The organism is Microbacterium sp. AG790 (assembly GCF_003634765.1).
Classification (GTDB): domain Bacteria; phylum Actinomycetota; class Actinomycetes; order Actinomycetales; family Microbacteriaceae; genus Microbacterium.
In genome coordinates this window covers 385,844-402,651 of the sequence record NZ_RBWZ01000006.1, presented here as the reverse complement: position 1 = coordinate 402,651, position 16,808 = coordinate 385,844, and the positions used below count along the sequence as shown (strand labels likewise).

The window sequence follows — 16,808 nt, the reverse complement described above, 5'->3', positions numbered from 1 at the left end:
GCACGTCGTTCAGTCGGTCGTCTGGTCCGCTGCGAGCTCAGCGATCAGCGCGAGGATGACCTCCTCCTCGGCGGGAACCCCCGTCTCGGCGAGGCGACCGCGAACGGCCTTGTCCACGGTGGCCGCGTTCTGACCGGCGACGTCGGCGCGCAGCTGGGCGATCAGCCCGTCCAGGCGCTCCTGATCCGATGTCTGGTGAAGGTCGAGCCGGGGCTCGTCCTGCGTCTCCGCAGGCGTCGTGTCGTCCGTGTCGCTCATCGCTGGGTCTCCTCGTCGTCGCGAACCTGCTCGTCGGTGCGCAGGTCGGGATCGAGTCCGGCCTGGATCTCCGCGCTCTCCACGAACCCGTCGGGCACACCGTCGACGGGCTCTTCGGCCCGCGCCGAGGCCTCGCGCGTCTCGGCGTCGGCGACGGCCCCGCTCTCCCAGCCTCCGGCCGGTTCGGCATTGATCACGCCGTCCGGGAGTTCATCTCGATCGGTGCTCATGGCTTCTCCTCACATCGGTCGTCCCCACTGTGCGGGGCCGCGCGGCGACCGGCCAGACCCTTGACGGGGCCGGCGGTGGGAAGCTAGGAGACGATCGGTCACGCCCCTCGCGGAGGCGCCAACAGCGATCGGTGCTCGGGATGGGCCGCGAACCAGTCGGCGACGTACCAGCAGACCGGGCTAATGACGCGGTCGCCTCGGCCGGCGACCTCCTCGACGGCGCGCGCGACGATGTCGGCCGCGTACCCGTGACCGCGGAACGTGGGCACGGTGTAGGCCCGCGTCATCGCGACGGTGTGGCCGTCGTCGCGGTAGTCCAGCGCACTCACGATCTGCTCGCCCCGGCGCAGCGTGTACCGCGACGCTTCCGGCTCGTTGCGAAACGACAGCTCGTCGGCGGTTCCGGTCATATCCCTACGCTACGCCGCCACGCAGAGGGTGGGGCGACGCTACGCGGAAGACAGCGAGCGCACCCACTCGTCGACCTCGCGCTGCCCACGCAGTCGCACGACGGGATCGCCCGCGGCGATGCGCGCCTCCATCCGGCGCTGCATCGTCGGATAGCTCGTCCAGGCCCAGCGGAGGATGTTGTCCTCCGGCTTCCACTTCAGCCACGAGCGCACGCGCTCGCGGTTGCCGTGCCAGAGCTCTTCGCGCAGGATGCCGCGACGAAGGGTTCGCCGGAGCACCCGCCACATCACGACGCGACGCGGGTGGTCGACCCACACCACGACGTCGGCCCCGCCGGGGGTACCGGGCTCCATGAGACCGCCCAGCCGTGAGTTCCAGTTGCCGTCCGCGACCCACCCCTCGGGGTGTGCCGCGAGGAACGCACGCACGCGCGCCTGCGCCTCGGCGAGGTCGCGATACGTCCACCCCGCGTCCCAGAAGACCTCGTCCAGCTCGAGCCGGGCACGGCGTGTGCGCGCCGCGACCTCCTCGGCCAGTCGCGACTTTCCCGATCCCGACGTCCCCACGATGCGGATGCGCGCGGGCGGGTGGGTCGGGGAGCTCACGACCATGCACTCTGTCACATTCCGTCATCTTGTGACGGCGGCATCCGTGCGGTTTGACACATCGCGACGCGGTTCGTCATAATCAGGCCCATGACTGACAACGCACGCACTCTGTCCGCCCTGGAGGCGAACGGACATGCCGGCATCATGATGATGCCGCGCGTTGCCATGTGTTGCCGAATGTGCCACTGACGGTGAACCCCGCCGGGTGCGCCCGCCGTCGCTGACCCACCTCCGTCAGCCGGCCGCCACCCCCCGAGCACCGCGCCGCGCACAACGCGAACGTCGGCTGTCTCGCACAGGCCCTCGCATCCCATCCGATGCTGATCTCGCACCGGGCCCCACGCAACACACACCCGAACCCGCTCCTGGGCCGCACGCCCCGGGTTCCACCCCGAAGGACATTCCCGTGTCGAACACCGCTCTTCTTGCCTCGCCCGCTCCCGTCCGTCACCTGCGCGCCGTCCCCGACGTGCCGCCGCGTCGCGCCGTGGCCGCACCGGCCGCGAGCGCAACCCCTCCCGCCGCGGGCACCGTCCCGGTCGGCACCGCGCCGCGCGGATTCGCCCTCTACGTCGGCATCGACGAGGCGAAGGCAGCCGCGGACGGCGTCTCGCTCTCCACGCTCGTCGAGGCCCTGCGCCGCACGCTCGGCGAACTCGCCCCGCACGCCGAGACCTATGCCACCGTCGCCCTGGCGCCCGCGTCCGCCGGTGGCCGGGACGTCGACGTCGTGCGCCTGGCGCTCCACGAGCCGAGCGCCGTCGCCCGCACCAAGCAGGACGAGCCCGAGGACGACCACGTGCCCGGAGGGGTGACGATCGACATCTCCCGCCGACGCGTGCACATCGAGGGCGAGGCCGCGCAGCTGACCTTCAAGGAGTTCGAACTGCTGCAGTACCTCGTGCTCCGCGAGGGCCGCACCATCGAACGCACCGAACTCGTCTCGTCGCTGTGGAGCCACGCCGACGCCGACGAGGCACCCGGCGAGCGCACGATCGACGTGCACGTGCGCCGCCTGCGCTCCAAGCTCGGCCGTTACGAGGACATCGTCCGCACCGTTCGGGGCATCGGCTACCGCTTCGACCGCCACGCCGACGTCGTCATCCGCTACGGCCACGGCACGCCGTCGCCGGACCGCTTCTGATCCGCATCCACGCCAGCGCGTCGTGATGTCGGAGGCCCTGACATAGGGTGACGGCATGACCACGCGCGAGAGGATGCCGCCGCGCGCTGCGCAGCCGGCGACGCGCGACCCGCGACGGCCCTCACCGCGACCCCTCGAGAGCGAGTACCGGCCGCGTGTGCCCACCGACGTCGGGCGCGCCGTGCGCCCGCAGCAGCGCGGCGCCCACGATCCGTCGCAGCTCGAGCACCAGGGCGTCATCTGGCGGGCCACGCGCACGCCCGAGGGCGTCGCGACGCTGGCGTTGCGCATCGAGCGCGGGCTCGTCCGCGCAGCGGCCTGGGGTGCCGGTGCCGACTGGGCACTGCAGCAGCTGCCGCGACTGTGCGGCGCCGACGACGACCCGACCGGCTTCGAACCCCACCGGCATCCGCTCATCTCGGACACCCACCACCGGCACGGCGACCTCCGACTGGGCCGCACCGACCTCGTCTTCGACGCACTGATCAGCGCCGTGTTCGAGCAGAAGGTGACCGGATTGCAGGCCTTCGGCGCATGGCGGATGATCCTCACCTGGTGCGGCGAGCGCGCGCCCGGCCCCACCCCCCGACCGATGTTCGCGCCCCCGGCCGACTGGCACCTGATCCCCAGCTGGACGTGGCACCGCGCCGGACTCGAGCCGCCGCAGTCGCGGACGATCGTGGAGGCGGCGACGCGGCGCGCATCGATCGAGCGGGCCGCCCGCGATCCGGCATCCGCCGACCGCGCGGTGACGAGCCTTCGCGGCATCGGGGCATGGACGAGTGCGGAGACGCGCATTCGCGCCTTCGGAGACCCCGACGCCGTGAGCGTCGGCGATTACCACCTCTCGCATCAGGTGGGCTATGCGCTCACCGGCCGCCGCGTCGACGACGACGGGATGCTGGAGCTGCTGGAGCCGTGGCGCGGTCATCGCCAGCGCGTGATCAGACTGATCGGGCTGAGCGGCCGGCTCGAACCGCGCCGGGGTCCCCGCCTCGCACCGGAGGACCACCGCCGGCGGTGATCGGGCGGCGATCCCGGGCCGACCTTCTACGCTGGTGCCATGACCCACAGAGGATGGCCACGCGGCCGGATCGGCTGGTTGATGGGCACCGTGGTGCTGCTGGGCGCGGGAGTGCTGTTCGGGCTGATCATGCAGAACGTGCTGCTCGGTGTGCTGTTGGCCGTGATCGTCTCGATCGGCTGGCTCATCGCGTACGAATCCTGGCGCGGGCGCACACCCGAGCTCGACGATCCATGGGACGACGGCGCGCAGCTGTGAGCGTGAGCCCTAACATGAGCGAATGATCGCGCGCTCCCGCATCCTCGCTTTCGGCTACCGCGCGGTGGCGTCGCTCGTCATCGTGATCGGCATCGCCCGGGTGTCGGGGCTGTGGACGGCGACTCCCACGTGGTCGGCCTTCCTCTACTACACGGTGCTCAGCAACGTGCTGTGCCTGGCGTGGATGGTGCTGTCGGCGATCACCACCCTCCGCGACGCACAGCGTGACGGGTGGATCGGCGCATCCACGCCGTCGCCGCGGTGGGCGGCGGCGGTGATGCACGCGATCACCGTCACGATGTTGATCTACCTCTTCGTGCTCGCGCCCGCGCTGTTCACCCAGCCGGGCGCGTACCGGCCGTTCACCCTCACCGACGATCTCGTCCACATCGTCACGCCGATCCTCGTGATCATCGACTGGGCGCTGTTCGTCCCCAAGGGCCATCTGCGCCGTCACGACCCGCTGCTGTGGGCGCTCATCCCGTTCGCGTATGTCGCGTTCGCGTACACCTACAGCGCCGTCGGGGGCCGGTTCGCGGGCGGCACGAGCGTGCCGTACCCGTTCATGAACGTCGCGAAACACGGAGTCGGCGGCGTCGCGCTGTGGATCGGCGGGCTGACCGTGGGGCTCGTCGCGGTCGGCTATGTCGTCGTGGGATGCGACCGCCTGCTCGCGCGGAAGCTCACATCTCCTCGTGCGTCTCGGGATCCCCGCCCCACAGACGACCCCGCTCCAGGGAGCTGAGTGCCGCCATCTCGTCATCGGTCAACGTGAAGCCGAAGACATCCGCATTCTCACGCTGACGCGCCGGCGTCGCCGACTTCGGGATCGGGGTCGAGCCGAGCTGGGTGTGCCAGCGCAGCACGGCCTGGGTCGGTGTCACGGCATGGGCCGCGGCGACATCGGCGACCACCTGCTCGCCGAGCAGCTCGCTGCGCCGGGCCAGCGGACTCCAGCTCTCGGTGCGGATGCCGTGAGCGGCATGGAAGGCGCGCAGCGCGGCCTGGGGGAAGTACGGGTGCATCTCGACCTGATTGACCGCCGGCACCACGCCCGTCTCCTCGATCAGTCGGGTGAGCATCTGCTCCGTGAAGTTCGAGACACCGACCGAGCCGACCGCACCATCGCTCTGCAGATCGACCATGGCACGGAAAGTCTCCACGTAGCGGTCCACGCTGGGGTTCGGCCAGTGGATCAGGTAGAGGTCGATGCGCTGCAGGCCCAGACGCTCGAGCGACGCGTGGGCGCTGCGGATCGCCTGGTCGTAGCCGTGGTCGCGGCCCGGGACCTTCGTCGTCACGATGAGCTCGTCGCGGATGCCGCTGCGGCGGACCACCTCGCCGACCTCGGTCTCGTTCTCGTAGTTCACGGCCGAGTCGAGCAGGCGGTAGCCCGCGCCGATGGCCGCCTCGATCGCGGCGACACCGTCCTCGCCCTGCAGCTTGTAGGTGCCGAAACCGAGCTCGGGAAAGGACGTGCCGTCGTTGAGCGCGACCGTGGGGATCATGACCATGCCTCCACGCTACGCCCGGCGCACGCTCACGGTGCGATCAGCTCCTCGATGACCGTCAGCACGCCGGCATCCGCATTCGAGGGCGCCCGGAACCGCGCGACGGCCGCGACATCCGGGTGGGCGTCGGCCATGGCGTACGACCAGTGCGCAGCACCGAGCAGCTCGAGATCGTTGAGGTAGTCGCCGAACGCGGCGGTCTGCTCGGCCGTCACCCCGAGCGCCTCCTGCAGCGCCCGCAGCGCGACCCCCTTGTTGACGGTCGCGTTCATGATGTCGACCCAGTGGTGACCGGAGACGACGACCCGGTGGGTCTGGGCGAGATCGGCGAACGCGGGCGCGGAGTGCTCCTCGCCGCCGTCGAGGTCGTAGATCGCGAGCTTGAGGATCTGATCGTCCACGGTGAGAAGATCGGCCACGACCTCCCGACGCGCGTAGTACTTCTCGACCTCCGCGAGGAAGCGAGGAGCGGTGTCCTCGACGTACGCCGACCTCTTGCCGCACAGCACGAGTCCGGCGCGGAGGGTCCCCTCCGCGACGGCGGCACGCAGGCGCGAGACGACGGATGCCGCGACCGCCGGATCCACCGCGTCGGAGCTGACCTCGACGTCGCCGCGGACCACATACGCGCCGTTTTCGGCGATGTAGTCGAGCTCGCCGTCGACGGCGGCGAACGTCTGCTGCAGCGTCGCCAGCTGACGACCGCTGGCCGGGGCGAACGCGATGCCACGCTCGCGCAGCCGGCCCAGCAGCGGCCAGAGTCCGTCGGGGACCGATCCGTCGGGCAGCAGCAGCGTCCCGTCCATGTCGACGGCGATCAGGCGGATGTCGCGGACGCTCATGCCTCCATCCTTCCGCACGGGTGCCCGGTGCCGCGCTCGGCCGGTCGGGATAACCCCACCCCGGTTCGGGGGACCACTCCCCTGCGTCCGTGTGGCGGCGCGCCCTAGCGTGGAGTCATGTCAGAGACCGCCACCCTGCCCTCGGCATCCGTGCCGCACGGCTCACCCCCCTCGCCCGCGCCGACGGCGCCCGCGCGCCGCGTCGGACTTCTCGCCCATCTCGGCGCCATCGCCCAGCTGGCGGCGATAGGGCTGGCGGGCACCGCGATCTTCAGCCTGCTTCTGCTGCTGTTGAGCCTCGGCGTCGGGCTCCTTCCCGCTCTCGGGGTCGGGGCGTTGTTCCTGGTCGTGTTCGTCTACGCGACGTGGGCCACGGCGTGGCTCGAGTACGCCCGGGTCGAAGGCCTCTACGGCTACGACCTGCCCGCGCTGACGGTGCGCCACAGCGCCCGGCCCGGGTTCTCCGGATGGCTGCGGACGCTCTGGCAGCAGTTCACCGACGGCCCCATGTGGCGCGGCGTCGCTTCGGCCGGCATCTCGACGATCCTCGGGCTGATCGTGCTGCCGATCGTCGGAGCACTGTCCTCGAGCGTGGTGCTGCTGTTCGCGCCGCTGATCGGCGAGGATGCCGCGCGCATCCCCGCCACGGATGTGCAGATCGGCGTCGAGGCGGCCATCCCGGTCGGCATCGTGGGCATCATCGTCAGCCTCGCGCTGCTGATCGGCGCCGCGCTCCTGCATGCCGTGCTCACCCGCGCGGTGCTCGTGCCGAGCCGTGAGGCCGTGCTCGTGGAGCAGGCCCGCGCCGCCGGCACGCAGCGCGAGAGCGCGGTGCGCTCCGGCGAACTGGAGCGCACGCGCATCGAACGCGACCTCCACGATGGCGTCCAGCCGAGGCTCGTGTCCGTCGGGATGACGCTGGGGCTCGCGCAGCAGAAGATCGACAGCGATCCGGCGGCGGCCAAGGCTCTGATCGACGAGGCCCACACCTCCACCAAGGCGGCGATCACCGAGCTGCGCCAGCTGGCCCGCGGCATCCACGCCTCCGTCCTCGACGACCGGGGACTGGATGCCGCGCTCAGCGCCCTCGCCGCGCGCTCGCATGTGCCCGTGACGCTCGACGTGCGCCTGCCCGATCCTTCCGCGGGCGCATCGGGCCGGTGCAGCCGCACCGCCGAGGCGGCCGTCTACTTCGCCATCGCCGAGTCGCTGACCAACGCGGCCAAGCACTCCCGCGGGAGCGAGGTGCGCGTGACGGTGCGCCGTCGCGACGGCGCCGATCAGGGCGTACCGATGCTCTGGGCCCGCGTCGAGGACAACGGCGTCGGCGGGGCGCGCGTGCTTCCCGGCGGCGGCCTCGACGGCATCGCGCACCGGATCGCCGCCGCCGGCGGCGTGAGCCGCCTCGACAGCCCTCACGGCGGTCCGACCGCTCTGGAGGTGAGTGTGCCGTGCGCATCCTGATCTGCGAGGATTCCGCTCTGCTGCGCGAGGGCCTCGTGCGTCTGCTCGACGACGCCGGTCACGAGGTCGTCGCGGCGCTGCCCGACGCCGGCACGCTGATGGATGCCGTGGCCGGCTGTGCCCCGGATCTGTGCATCCTCGACGTGCGACTGCCGCCGACGTTCACCGACGAAGGCATCCGCGCCGCGGTGCACCTGCGCGCCGCGCGACCCGATCTGGCCGTGCTGGTGCTCAGCCAGTACGTCGAGGAGCGTTACGCGGGCGAGCTGATCACGACGCAGACCGGAGCACTCGGCTACCTCTTGAAGGATCGCGTGGCCGATGTCGGCGAGTTCCTCGACGCCGTGGAACGCATCGGAGCCGGCGCGACCGTCCTCGACCCGGAGGTGATCGCCCAGCTTCTCACCCGCCGCGGACGCGATGCACGCATGGAACGCCTCACCGAACGCGAGCGCAGCGTGTTGGCCCTGATCGCCGAGGGCAAGAGCAACCAGGCCATCGCACAGACGCTGTTCGTCACCGAGGCGAGCGTCGAGAAGCACATCACCTCGCTGTTCCAGAAGCTCGACCTCGAGCAGGACGAACACGGCAACCGACGGGTGCTGGCCGCCCTCATCCACTGGGAGAACGGAACGAACCGATGACCACCACCCTCACACCCCCTCCGCCGACCACCGGCGCCGGCGGACTGTCCGGCGGCAGTGCGCACGGACCGTCGCGTCCGACCGGTCCCCGCCCGGCCGCGCGTGTCGTGGCGATCCTGACGATCGTGCTCGGCGCCGCCCTGATCCTCGGCGCGTTCGGCGCCTCGGCTCTCGGAGCGATCGCCGGCGCGACGCGCGGCAACGGCACCCTGACGGCGGATGCCGCGGGCGTACGCACCCTTGATGTCGATGTGGCCGCCGCCGATGTGAGCATCGTCTACGGCGGCGACCGCGCCACGCTCGAGGTCGACGGCGCCGTCGCGGACTGGCGTCTGCGTCGCGACGGCGACCGGCTCGTGGTGACGACGCAGCGTTCCTGGTGGAGCGCGATCCGCCCCTTCGGGCACAGCGACACCGCGGTGCTCACACTGCCGCGTTCGCTGGAGCGCGTCGCGCTCGACGGCGACCTCACGCTCAGCGCCGGCGCAATGCGCGTGCAGGGAACGTACGGCGCGCTGGATGTCACCGTCAGTGCCGGATCGATGGAGCTGTCGGGACGAGCGGCAGAGCTCACCGCCGACGTGTCGGCCGGACGGCTCGTGATGGATCTGGCCGGCGTCGACCGCGCGGGCTTCAAGCTGAGCGCCGGATCCGTCGAGGGCAGTCTCACCGGATCTGCGCCGCAGATGCTGACGGCCGACCTCAGCGCGGGCCGGCTCGCCCTCGTGCTGCCCGACGCCGCCTACGCCGTCTCCACCGACGCTGCCGCCGGAGACGTGGAGAACCGTCTGCGCGTGGATCCGAGTTCGCCGCACCGGATCGCGGTGACCATCTCGGCGGGATTCGTCTCGCTGCGGTCGTGACGCCGGGATCGGTTCCTGACAGGACGGTATGCGAACGATATGCACTCGGCGGACGATCCCGCCGCCGTGTTCTCGCCGTTATAACGTGAGTCATCGCCGAATCCGGACCCCGACTCCATGAGCCGGACGAGGCGACGCAGGACTCTCCCCCTGCGAATGTGGTGCAACGGATTGCAGGGCCGGTCGTCCTTTCGGGCGACCGGCCCACCGTCGTTTTCGGACCTCGCGCGACGAGGCCATCCCGCCGTGCCTTTCTCACAGGACACACATCTGCGCACCCGGCCCGCGGGCGCTAGCGTAAAGGCGTGAGCACTCCCATCGACGCCACCCGCACTCCCGCCTGGGCCGATCTGTCCGCACGCGCCGCGGATTTCGCCCCCGACCTCCGCGCCTGGTTCGCCGACGCCCCGACGCGGGTCGAGCAGCTGACCTTCGACGCCGCCGACCTGCACGTGGACCTCTCCAAGAACCTCGTGGACGACGGCATCCTGACCTCGCTCCTGGCCCTCGCCGACGACGTGCACCTGGCCGACCGTCTGGCGGCCATGTTCCGCGGCGAACACATCAACACCACGGAAGACCGCGCCGTGCTGCACACGGCGCTGCGACGCCCGGCCGGAGCGACGCCCGAGCTCGTCGTGGACGGCCAGCACGTGGATGCCGATGTGCAGTCCGTGCTGGAGGCGATGAGCGCTTTCGCCGATCGCGTGCGCTCGGGGGCGTGGAAGGGCATCACCGGCAAGACGGTCACGCATGTCGTCAACATCGGTATCGGCGGCAGCGACCTCGGCCCCGCGATGATCTCGACGGCGCTGGAGCCGTATGCGACCGCCGGCATCCAGGCGCGCTTCGTCTCGAACATCGACCCGTTCGACCTCGCGCACAAGACGAAGGACCTCGATCCCGAGACCACGCTGTTCATCGTCGCGTCGAAGACGTTCACGACACTGGAGACGCTCACCAACGCGCGACTCGCGCGCGACTGGCTGTGGGCGGGCCTGGCCGCCGCCGGTGCGATCGACGGGTCGGACGCGCAGAAGCAGGATGCCGTCGCGCACCACTTCGTCGCGGTCTCGACCGCCCTCGACAAGGTGGCCGACTTCGGCATCGACCCGGCGAACGCCTTCGGATTCTGGGACTGGGTGGGAGGCCGCTACTCGGTCGATTCCGCCATCGGCCTGTCGCTGATGGTCGAGCTCGGACCGGACGCGTTCCGCGAGCTGCTCGCCGGCTTCCACGCGATCGACGAGCACGTGCGGACGACCCCGTTCGAGCGGAACGTCCCGGTGCTGATGGGCCTGCTCAACGTCTGGTACACGAACTTCCTCGGGGCCCAGTCGCACGCCGTGCTCCCCTACGCCCAGCAGCTCAGCCGCTTCGCCGCGTACCTGCAGCAGCTGACGATGGAGTCCAACGGCAAGCGCGTGCGCTGGGACGGCTCGCCCGTCACGAGCGACACGGGCGAGATCTTCTGGGGCGAGCCGGGCACCAACGGCCAGCATGCCTTCTACCAGCTGATCCACCAGGGCACCCGCCTCATCCCGGCCGATTTCATCGCCTTCGTGAACCCCGCGTACGACCTGAACGACGGCGGCCGTGACGTGCACGGCCTGTTCCTGGCGAACTTCCTCGCGCAGACCAAGGCGCTCGCCTTCGGCAAGAGGGCCGAGGAGGTCGAGGCCGAGGGCACGACCGGTGCGCTCGTGGCGGCGCGCACGTTCCCCGGCAACCGCCCGACGACGTCGATCTTCGCGCCGGCGCTGACCCCGCGGGTGCTGGGCGAGCTCGTCGCCCTGTACGAGCACATCACCTTCACGCAGGGCGTGATCTGGGGCATCAACTCCTTCGACCAGTGGGGCGTCGAGCTCGGCAAGCAGCTCGCCCTGCAGATCGCCCCGGCGATCGAGGGGGACGAGGCCGCGACGGCTGCGCAGGATGCCTCGACTCAGGCGCTCCTGTCGTACTACCGCACGCACCGCCGCTGACGCAGGTCGCGCCCCCCGATCCGGGAGCCCCGGATTCGAGGCCCCGGATCGGGGGCGCAATCCGCGGCATCCCGCCGGCTCACACAACCGATCGCGACACCGACTCCCACGAGTCCCGCGGCACCCGCGAATCGGGGGCGCAACCCGCGGCATCCCACCGCCTCACACAACCGATCGCGACACCGATTCCCGCCAGGCCGGCGGCACCCGCGAATCGGGGTCGCGATCCGCGGCATCCCGCCTGCTCAAGCAACCAATCGCGACACCAAATCCCACGAGTCCCGCGGCACCCGCAAATCCGGGGCGCAATCCGCGGCATCCCGCCACCCAACACAACCAATCGCGACACCAACTCCCGCCAGGCACGCGGCCCCCGCAAATCGGGGGCGCGATCCGCGGCATCCCGCCGGCTCACGCAACCGCGACACCAACTCCCACGAGTCCCACGGCACCCGCGAATCGGGGGCGCGATCCGCGGCATCCCGCCGGCTCACACAACCGATCGCGACACCGATTCCCGCGGGGTGCGCCTGCGACCGGTCAGGGCAGGCGGGTGTGGAAGCGCTCACCCGAGGCGCTGAAGATGCTCAACACCTCTGCCGTCCCCTCGGCGGTGGCGCTGATCGAGTGCGGCAGGCGGGTGTCGAACTCGGCGGCCTCCCCGGGAGTGAGCACGTGCTCGCTGCCGTCGAGGGCCAACCGCACCCGCCCGCTCAGCACGTAGAGCCACTCGTAGCCCTCGTGGATGCGCGCGGCGGGCGCGGCATCCGTCGGCGGATAGACGATCTTCAGCGCCTGCACCGGGGACTGCTCGAGCGTCAGGGGCGCGATGACCATGCCGTCGCGGCGCTCCACGGCGCGGTGCACACGCGGGTCCGGTGTTTCGGTGGGAAGGAGGTCGTCGATGCGGATGCCGAGTCGACGCGTCAACGGAAGCAGCAGTTCGAGGGAGGCCTGCCGCTTGCCCGACTCGAGCCGTGACAGCGTGCTCACCGAGACGCCTGCGGGTCTGGCCAGCTCCTCCAACGTCCAGCCGCGCGCCTGACGCGCCGCGCGAAGACGAGCGCCGACCTGATCCAGCGTGTAGGGCACGCCTCTAGTTTGCCAATTATGCAATTCAGATTGCAATAGCCGTCGCCGCCTTCCACAGTGGAGGCATGCAGAACAGAGAGTGGGATGCCGTCGTCATCGGCGGCGGCGCGGCCGGTCTGAGCGCCGCGCAGATGCTGGGGCGTGCGCGCCGACGGACGCTGGTGATCGATGGGGGCAGCCCGCGCAATCGCTTCGCCGCGCACATGCACGCCGTGCTGGGGCACGACGGGATCGATCCGCAGGCGCTGCTCGCACGCGGACGGGACGAGCTTGACCGCTACGGTGTGCACGTCGAGAAGGGCGCTGTCGCCGGCATCCGTGATGAGGGCGCCGTACTGCGGCTGACGCGCGTCGACGGCACCGTCGACACCGCTCGGGCGGTCATCATCGCGACCGGAGTGCGGGACGAGCTCCCCCCTGTCGCGGGGCTCGACGAGCTGTGGGGCCACAGCGTGCTCCACTGCCCGTACTGCCACGGCTTCGAGGTCGCCGGCGCTCGCCTCGGCGTACTCGCGACCTCGCCGCAGAGCGTGCACCAGATCGAGTTGGTGCGGCAATGGAGCGACGATGTGACGGCGTTCACCGGTGCGATCGAACCCCTCGACGACGAGCTGCGGGTGCGTTGGCAGGCGCGCGGCATCCGCATCGTGCCGACACCGATCGTCGCACTCGACGGTGCGGGCGGTGCGCTGCGCGCGGCGCGGGATGCCGACGGCGAGACGCACGCGATCGATGCCCTGTTCGTCGCGCCGGCGCCGGTGATCGACCTCGCCTTCGCCGACGCTCTTCGCCTGGCGCGCACCGACGATCCCGGGGCGCCGGTCGCCGCAGACCCCCGGGGAGCGACCTCGCATCCGCGCGTGTGGGCTGCCGGCAACGTCGTCGCGCCGCACGGCAATGTGCCCGTCGCGATGGCGGCGGGATCGATGGCCGGCGCCGGGGCCAACGCCGCACTGGCCCTGGAAGACGGCGACCTGGCGCTGGCTCGGCGCGCCCGCGAGAGCGCTGAGACGTGGGAGCAGCGCTACGCCGAGCGTGACAGTGTCTGGTCGGGACGCGTCAATGCGACCTTCGCCGACCTCGCCGCGACGCTCCCCGTCGGCCGGGCCCTAGAGATCGGGTGCGGCGAAGGGGCGGATGCCGTGTGGCTCGCCGAGCGCGGCTGGACCGTGACGGCGGTCGACGTGTCGGAGACGGCCATCCGCCGGGGCGCGGCGGCAGCGCGCGACCGCGGGCTCGCCGAACGGATCACCTTCTTCGCGGGAAGCGGTGCGGACGCGGCGCCGACCGGGACGTTCGACCTGGTGAGCGCGAGCTTCCTGCACTCCTGGGAGCCGGACTTCCCGCGGATCTCGCTCCTGCGCGGCGCCGCCGCGCGCGTCGCCGTCGGCGGGCATCTGCTGATCGTGTCGCACGCGTCGGCACCGCCGTGGTCCCGCCACGGCGAGGACGGCCACGCTCCGCGCCTCCTGCCGCCCGAGGAGGAGCGGGCACTCCTCGACCTCGATCCGCAGGCGTGGGAGGCGGTGCTCGTGGAGACCCGCACGCGCACCGCGACCGGTCCCGGCGGAGAGCCCGCAACGCTCGAGGACGGCGTGCTGCTGCTGCGCCGGCGCTGACCGACGCGGGCGCGACGGTCGTCCGCCGCGACCTACGTCGGAGGGTGCGCCGCCGCGACCGCAGCGGCGCGCGCGAGCCACGCGGGCGGGATGCCGTATCGCTGCGAAGGGATGAGCCGCCCGGCCGCGCACTCCGCGACGAGCGTGCTCAGTCGGTCAGCGCGCGTCTGGGCGCGCTGCGCGCCGTGCACCCAGTTCGCGCAGACCCGACGGTAGCCGGGCGTCGCGGCATCCCAGAACGCGTGGGCGGCGGGAACCGCGGCGATGGCGGCCAACTCGGCCGTATCGAGCTCTTCGCGCACTTCATAGGAGTAGGTCGCGCTGCGCTCCGGTCGACGCCGCTCGAACGCCGCCAGGCCCGCCGGGTGCATGCGCCCCTCCGCGGTGAGTCGCTCGACGTGGGCGATGTTCACCGCACTCCACGTGGAGGTGGGCGTGCGCGGCGTCCACCGCTGGATGCGCGCGTCGTCGTCGAGCCGTCGACTCGTCGAGTCGATCCAACCGAAGCACAGCGCCTCGGGGACCGCGTCCTCCCAGCGCAGCCCCTGCTCGGGATGACCCTTGCGCCGGCGCACCATCCACAGTTCGGTCGCGGTGTCGTGGTGGGCTTCGAGCCATGCCCGGAAGGCCGCGGCATCCGCGAAGAACACCGGCTCGCTCCCGTCCACTCCCATGCCGCGACGCTAGCAGCGACCCCCGACGCGCGACAGAGATCGCCCGGGAGGCGGATGCCGATACATCCCGGGGCCGATGACGCCGCGGGGGCCGCCGCGAAGACTGGAAGACATGAACGCCCCCGTCTTGTCCGCGTCCGGCCTCGTCAAACGCTATGGAGACCTCGTCGCCCTCGCCGGTGTCGATGTCGCGATCAGCCCCGGCGAGTCCGTCGCCGTCATGGGGGCCTCCGGCTCCGGCAAGACGACACTGCTGCACTGTCTGGCGGCGATCATCGCCCCGGATGCCGGCTCGGTCGTGCTCGCCCCACCGAGCGGCACCCCGGTCGAGCTCGTCGGCATGACGGAGAATCAGCGCGCCGCCGTCCGCCGCGCCCACCTCGGCTTCGTCTTCCAGGAGCACCTGCTGCTGCCCGAGCTGACCGCCGTCGAGAACGCGGCCCTGCCGCTTCTCCTGCAGGGCGCGCCGCGGGCCCAGGCCGAAGCCCGCGCCGCCGGGTGGCTCGCGGCTCTCGGGCTCGCCGGCATGGAGCAGCGACGCATCGGGCAGCTCTCCGGCGGTCAGGCGCAGCGGGTCGCGATCGCCCGCGCACAGGTGACGGGCGCGCCGATCGTGTTCGCCGACGAGCCCACCGGCGCCCTGGACTCCCGCACCTCGGCGGAGGTGCTGACGGCGTTGCTCGACGCGACGACCGGGCAGGGGCGGAGCCTCGTCGTCGTCACCCACGACCCGGGCGTCGCGGCGCGCTGCTCGCGGACGCTGCACATGACCGACGGGCGCATCCAGGGCTCGGCGACGGTCGCGACGGGCGGCGCCGCATGAGCGTCGCCGGCACCGTCCGCCTCACCGTGATGCTCGCGCGCCCGTCGCGGCAAGGCCGCGCCGCGCTGGTGCTGCCGATCGTCGCTTTCGGCGTCACGACCGCGCTGCTGCTGGTCGTCGTCGGCGGCGTCGGCATGTTCTTCACCGACCCGCGCGCCGCCGGGGAGATGCAGATCATCTACCGCGTGCTCAGCGCACTGGCGCTCGTGCTGCTCACGGTGCCGATCGCGACGCTGGGGGCGGCCGCGGCACGTCTGTCGGCGCGCCGACGCAACGACCGTCTGGCCACTCTGCGCCTCCTCGGCGCCGGGGCGGGCGAGGTCAGCGCCATGACGGTCGCCGAGGCGGGGGCCACCGCGCTGGTCGGCGGCATCCTGGGCGTCGGTCTGTACGCGGCGCTGCTGCCCGTGGTGGGACTGCTGCCGTTCTTCGGTGGCCCCGTCGGAGCCGCGGCGCTCTGGGCCGGCGCGGGTGTGGCCGCCGGCGCGGTGGGCGGTGTCGTCGTGGTCGCCACGGCGAGCGCGGCGCTGAGCCTCCGACGGGTGCAGCTCACGCCGCTCGGCGTGGCGCGTCGCACCGACCCGCCACGGCGGCGCACGACGGCGCTCGTCTTCGGCGTGCTCGCGATCGTCGCCGTCGTGACCGCGGTGTCGAACATCAGCGCCATCGCGCAGGTCTGGGGCGCCGCGGTCGGACTGGTCGTCCTGATGGGCCTGTTCGGGGTCGCGCTGCTGATCGTGAACGTCGTCGGCACGCCGCTGGTCGCCGCTCGCGGACGCAGCCTCGCGCGCACCACGTCGTCTGCGGCGCGACTCATCGCCGGGCGTGAGCTGTCGGCGCACGCGGCCTCGGCCTGGCGCCGGGTCTCGGGAATCGCGATGATCGCCGTCATCGCGGTGGTGGGCGGCTCGGGAGCGAGCCTCGTGGCCCTCGCCGGCAACGACGGGCAGACGGGGTCGCAGGCCGTGCTGTTCGCGGACATGCGCACGGGCGTGCTCGTGACGCTCGCCGTCGGCTTCGCGCTGCTCGCCTGCTCCGTGGGTGTCACCCAGGCTGCGTCCGTGCTCGAGGACCGCGAGCTCATCGTGGGTCTGGATCGTCTGGGGATGCCGGAGCGCGAGGTGCGTCGCGCCCGCGCACTCACCGTCATGGTGCCGCTGCGGTGGGCGGCGGTGGGCGGCGCACTCGTCGGCGTCGCTCTGGCGTTGCCCGTGGTGGGGCTGACGGTGCTGATCGCTCCGATCTCGATCGTGGTGATCGTGGGGACGTTCCTCGCCGGGATCCTGCTGGTGCGCCTGTCGCTGCTCACATCGCGACCCCTGGTCACGGCCATCCGCCGCGGGGCCTGAGACGGCGGT

19 protein-coding genes are annotated in these 16,808 nt (G+C 71.7%); 11 read left to right on the top strand and 8 right to left on the bottom strand.

The genetic code is table 11. From position 1 onward, the window contains the following. Positions 1 to 9: 9 nt before the first annotated feature. From DEU37_RS02490 to DEU37_RS02475, 4 genes are all read right to left on the bottom strand, one after another. A complete protein-coding gene (locus tag DEU37_RS02490; protein ID WP_121189101.1) occupies positions 10 to 258 on the bottom strand; it encodes a hypothetical protein in 249 nt (82 codons plus the stop codon). Then, positions 255 to 488 carry a hypothetical protein gene (locus tag DEU37_RS02485; protein WP_121189100.1) on the bottom strand — a complete coding sequence of 78 codons (234 nt, stop codon included), beginning with the start codon at positions 486 to 488 and terminating at the stop codon, positions 255 to 257. The genes DEU37_RS02490 and DEU37_RS02485 overlap by 4 nt, the downstream gene beginning before the upstream one ends. Positions 489 to 586: 98 nt before the next feature. After that, positions 587 to 898 (bottom strand): GNAT family N-acetyltransferase, encoded by a 312-nt coding sequence (locus DEU37_RS02480; protein WP_039413629.1) that lies wholly within the window; start codon positions 896 to 898, stop codon positions 587 to 589. Between the two features lie 39 nt (positions 899 to 937). Next, positions 938 to 1,510, bottom strand: coding sequence for a toxin (locus DEU37_RS02475; protein ID WP_121189099.1), 573 nt, complete (start codon positions 1,508 to 1,510; stop codon positions 938 to 940). 403 nt (positions 1,511 to 1,913) lie between these two features. Between DEU37_RS02475 and DEU37_RS02470 the strand changes: the two genes are divergently transcribed. The 4 genes from DEU37_RS02470 to DEU37_RS02455 are packed head-to-tail and all read left to right on the top strand — an operon-like array spanning position 1,914 to position 4,678. Continuing rightward, entirely contained in the window at positions 1,914 to 2,651 is a 738-nt protein-coding gene (locus DEU37_RS02470; RefSeq protein WP_121189098.1) for a winged helix-turn-helix domain-containing protein, read from the top strand. A gap of 55 nt (positions 2,652 to 2,706) precedes the next feature. Then, positions 2,707 to 3,675 (top strand): DNA-3-methyladenine glycosylase, encoded by a 969-nt coding sequence (locus tag DEU37_RS02465; protein ID WP_121189097.1) that lies wholly within the window; start codon positions 2,707 to 2,709, stop codon positions 3,673 to 3,675. Between the two features lie 39 nt (positions 3,676 to 3,714). Then, positions 3,715 to 3,933, top strand: coding sequence for a hypothetical protein (locus DEU37_RS02460; RefSeq protein ID WP_121189096.1), 219 nt, complete (start codon positions 3,715 to 3,717; stop codon positions 3,931 to 3,933). Between the two features lie 22 nt (positions 3,934 to 3,955). Further along, complete coding sequence (locus DEU37_RS02455) at positions 3,956 to 4,678, top strand: Pr6Pr family membrane protein (protein ID WP_121189095.1); 723 nt, start codon at positions 3,956 to 3,958, stop codon at positions 4,676 to 4,678. Here DEU37_RS02455 and DEU37_RS02450 read toward each other — a convergent pair. Both DEU37_RS02450 and DEU37_RS02445 read right to left on the bottom strand, forming a co-directional pair. After that, positions 4,617 to 5,447, bottom strand: a complete 831-nt coding sequence (locus DEU37_RS02450; RefSeq protein WP_121189094.1) for an aldo/keto reductase — start codon at positions 5,445 to 5,447, stop codon at positions 4,617 to 4,619. The genes DEU37_RS02455 and DEU37_RS02450 overlap by 62 nt on opposite strands. A gap of 26 nt (positions 5,448 to 5,473) precedes the next feature. Then, positions 5,474 to 6,286, bottom strand: a complete 813-nt coding sequence (locus tag DEU37_RS02445; protein ID WP_121189093.1) for a Cof-type HAD-IIB family hydrolase — start codon at positions 6,284 to 6,286, stop codon at positions 5,474 to 5,476. A 117-nt stretch (positions 6,287 to 6,403) separates the two neighbouring features. On the opposite strand from DEU37_RS02445, the gene DEU37_RS02440 reads away from it, so the two are divergent. The 4 genes from DEU37_RS02440 (at position 6,404) to pgi (ending at position 11,242) form a co-directional block, all read left to right on the top strand. After that, on the top strand, positions 6,404 to 7,750 hold the full coding sequence (locus DEU37_RS02440) for a histidine kinase (protein WP_121189092.1): 1,347 nt from the start codon (positions 6,404 to 6,406) through the stop codon (positions 7,748 to 7,750). After that, positions 7,738 to 8,394, top strand: coding sequence for a response regulator transcription factor (locus tag DEU37_RS02435; protein WP_121189091.1), 657 nt, complete (start codon positions 7,738 to 7,740; stop codon positions 8,392 to 8,394). Before DEU37_RS02440 ends, DEU37_RS02435 begins: the two co-directional genes overlap by 13 nt. Beyond that, entirely contained in the window at positions 8,391 to 9,257 is an 867-nt protein-coding gene (locus DEU37_RS02430) for a hypothetical protein (protein ID WP_121189090.1), read from the top strand. Before DEU37_RS02435 ends, DEU37_RS02430 begins: the two co-directional genes overlap by 4 nt. A 305-nt stretch (positions 9,258 to 9,562) precedes the next feature. Then, a complete protein-coding gene (pgi, locus tag DEU37_RS02425) occupies positions 9,563 to 11,242 on the top strand; it encodes a glucose-6-phosphate isomerase (RefSeq protein WP_121189089.1) in 1,680 nt (559 codons plus the stop codon). 540 nt (positions 11,243 to 11,782) lie between these two features. Here the strand turns inward: pgi and DEU37_RS02420 are convergent. Beyond that, positions 11,783 to 12,334: a helix-turn-helix domain-containing protein gene (locus tag DEU37_RS02420; RefSeq protein WP_121189088.1), complete on the bottom strand. Its 552-nt coding sequence runs from the start codon at positions 12,332 to 12,334 to the stop codon at positions 11,783 to 11,785. Between the two features lie 65 nt (positions 12,335 to 12,399). Between DEU37_RS02420 and DEU37_RS02415 the strand changes: the two genes are divergently transcribed. Continuing rightward, the gene (locus tag DEU37_RS02415; RefSeq protein WP_121189087.1) at positions 12,400 to 13,953 is read left to right on the top strand and encodes a bifunctional NAD(P)/FAD-dependent oxidoreductase/class I SAM-dependent methyltransferase; all 1,554 of its coding nucleotides are present in this window, start codon (positions 12,400 to 12,402) and stop codon (positions 13,951 to 13,953) included. Between the two features lie 32 nt (positions 13,954 to 13,985). On the opposite strand, the gene DEU37_RS02410 is transcribed toward DEU37_RS02415, so the two are convergent. Then, positions 13,986 to 14,627 (bottom strand): YdeI family protein, encoded by a 642-nt coding sequence (locus tag DEU37_RS02410; protein WP_121189086.1) that lies wholly within the window; start codon positions 14,625 to 14,627, stop codon positions 13,986 to 13,988. A gap of 112 nt (positions 14,628 to 14,739) precedes the next feature. On the opposite strand from DEU37_RS02410, the gene DEU37_RS02405 reads away from it, so the two are divergent. Then, positions 14,740 to 15,450, top strand: coding sequence for an ABC transporter ATP-binding protein (locus DEU37_RS02405; RefSeq protein ID WP_121189085.1), 711 nt, complete (start codon positions 14,740 to 14,742; stop codon positions 15,448 to 15,450). Next, positions 15,447 to 16,799 (top strand): FtsX-like permease family protein, encoded by a 1,353-nt coding sequence (locus DEU37_RS02400; RefSeq protein ID WP_121189084.1) that lies wholly within the window; start codon positions 15,447 to 15,449, stop codon positions 16,797 to 16,799. The genes DEU37_RS02405 and DEU37_RS02400 overlap by 4 nt, the downstream gene beginning before the upstream one ends. Positions 16,800 to 16,808 lie beyond the last annotated feature (9 nt).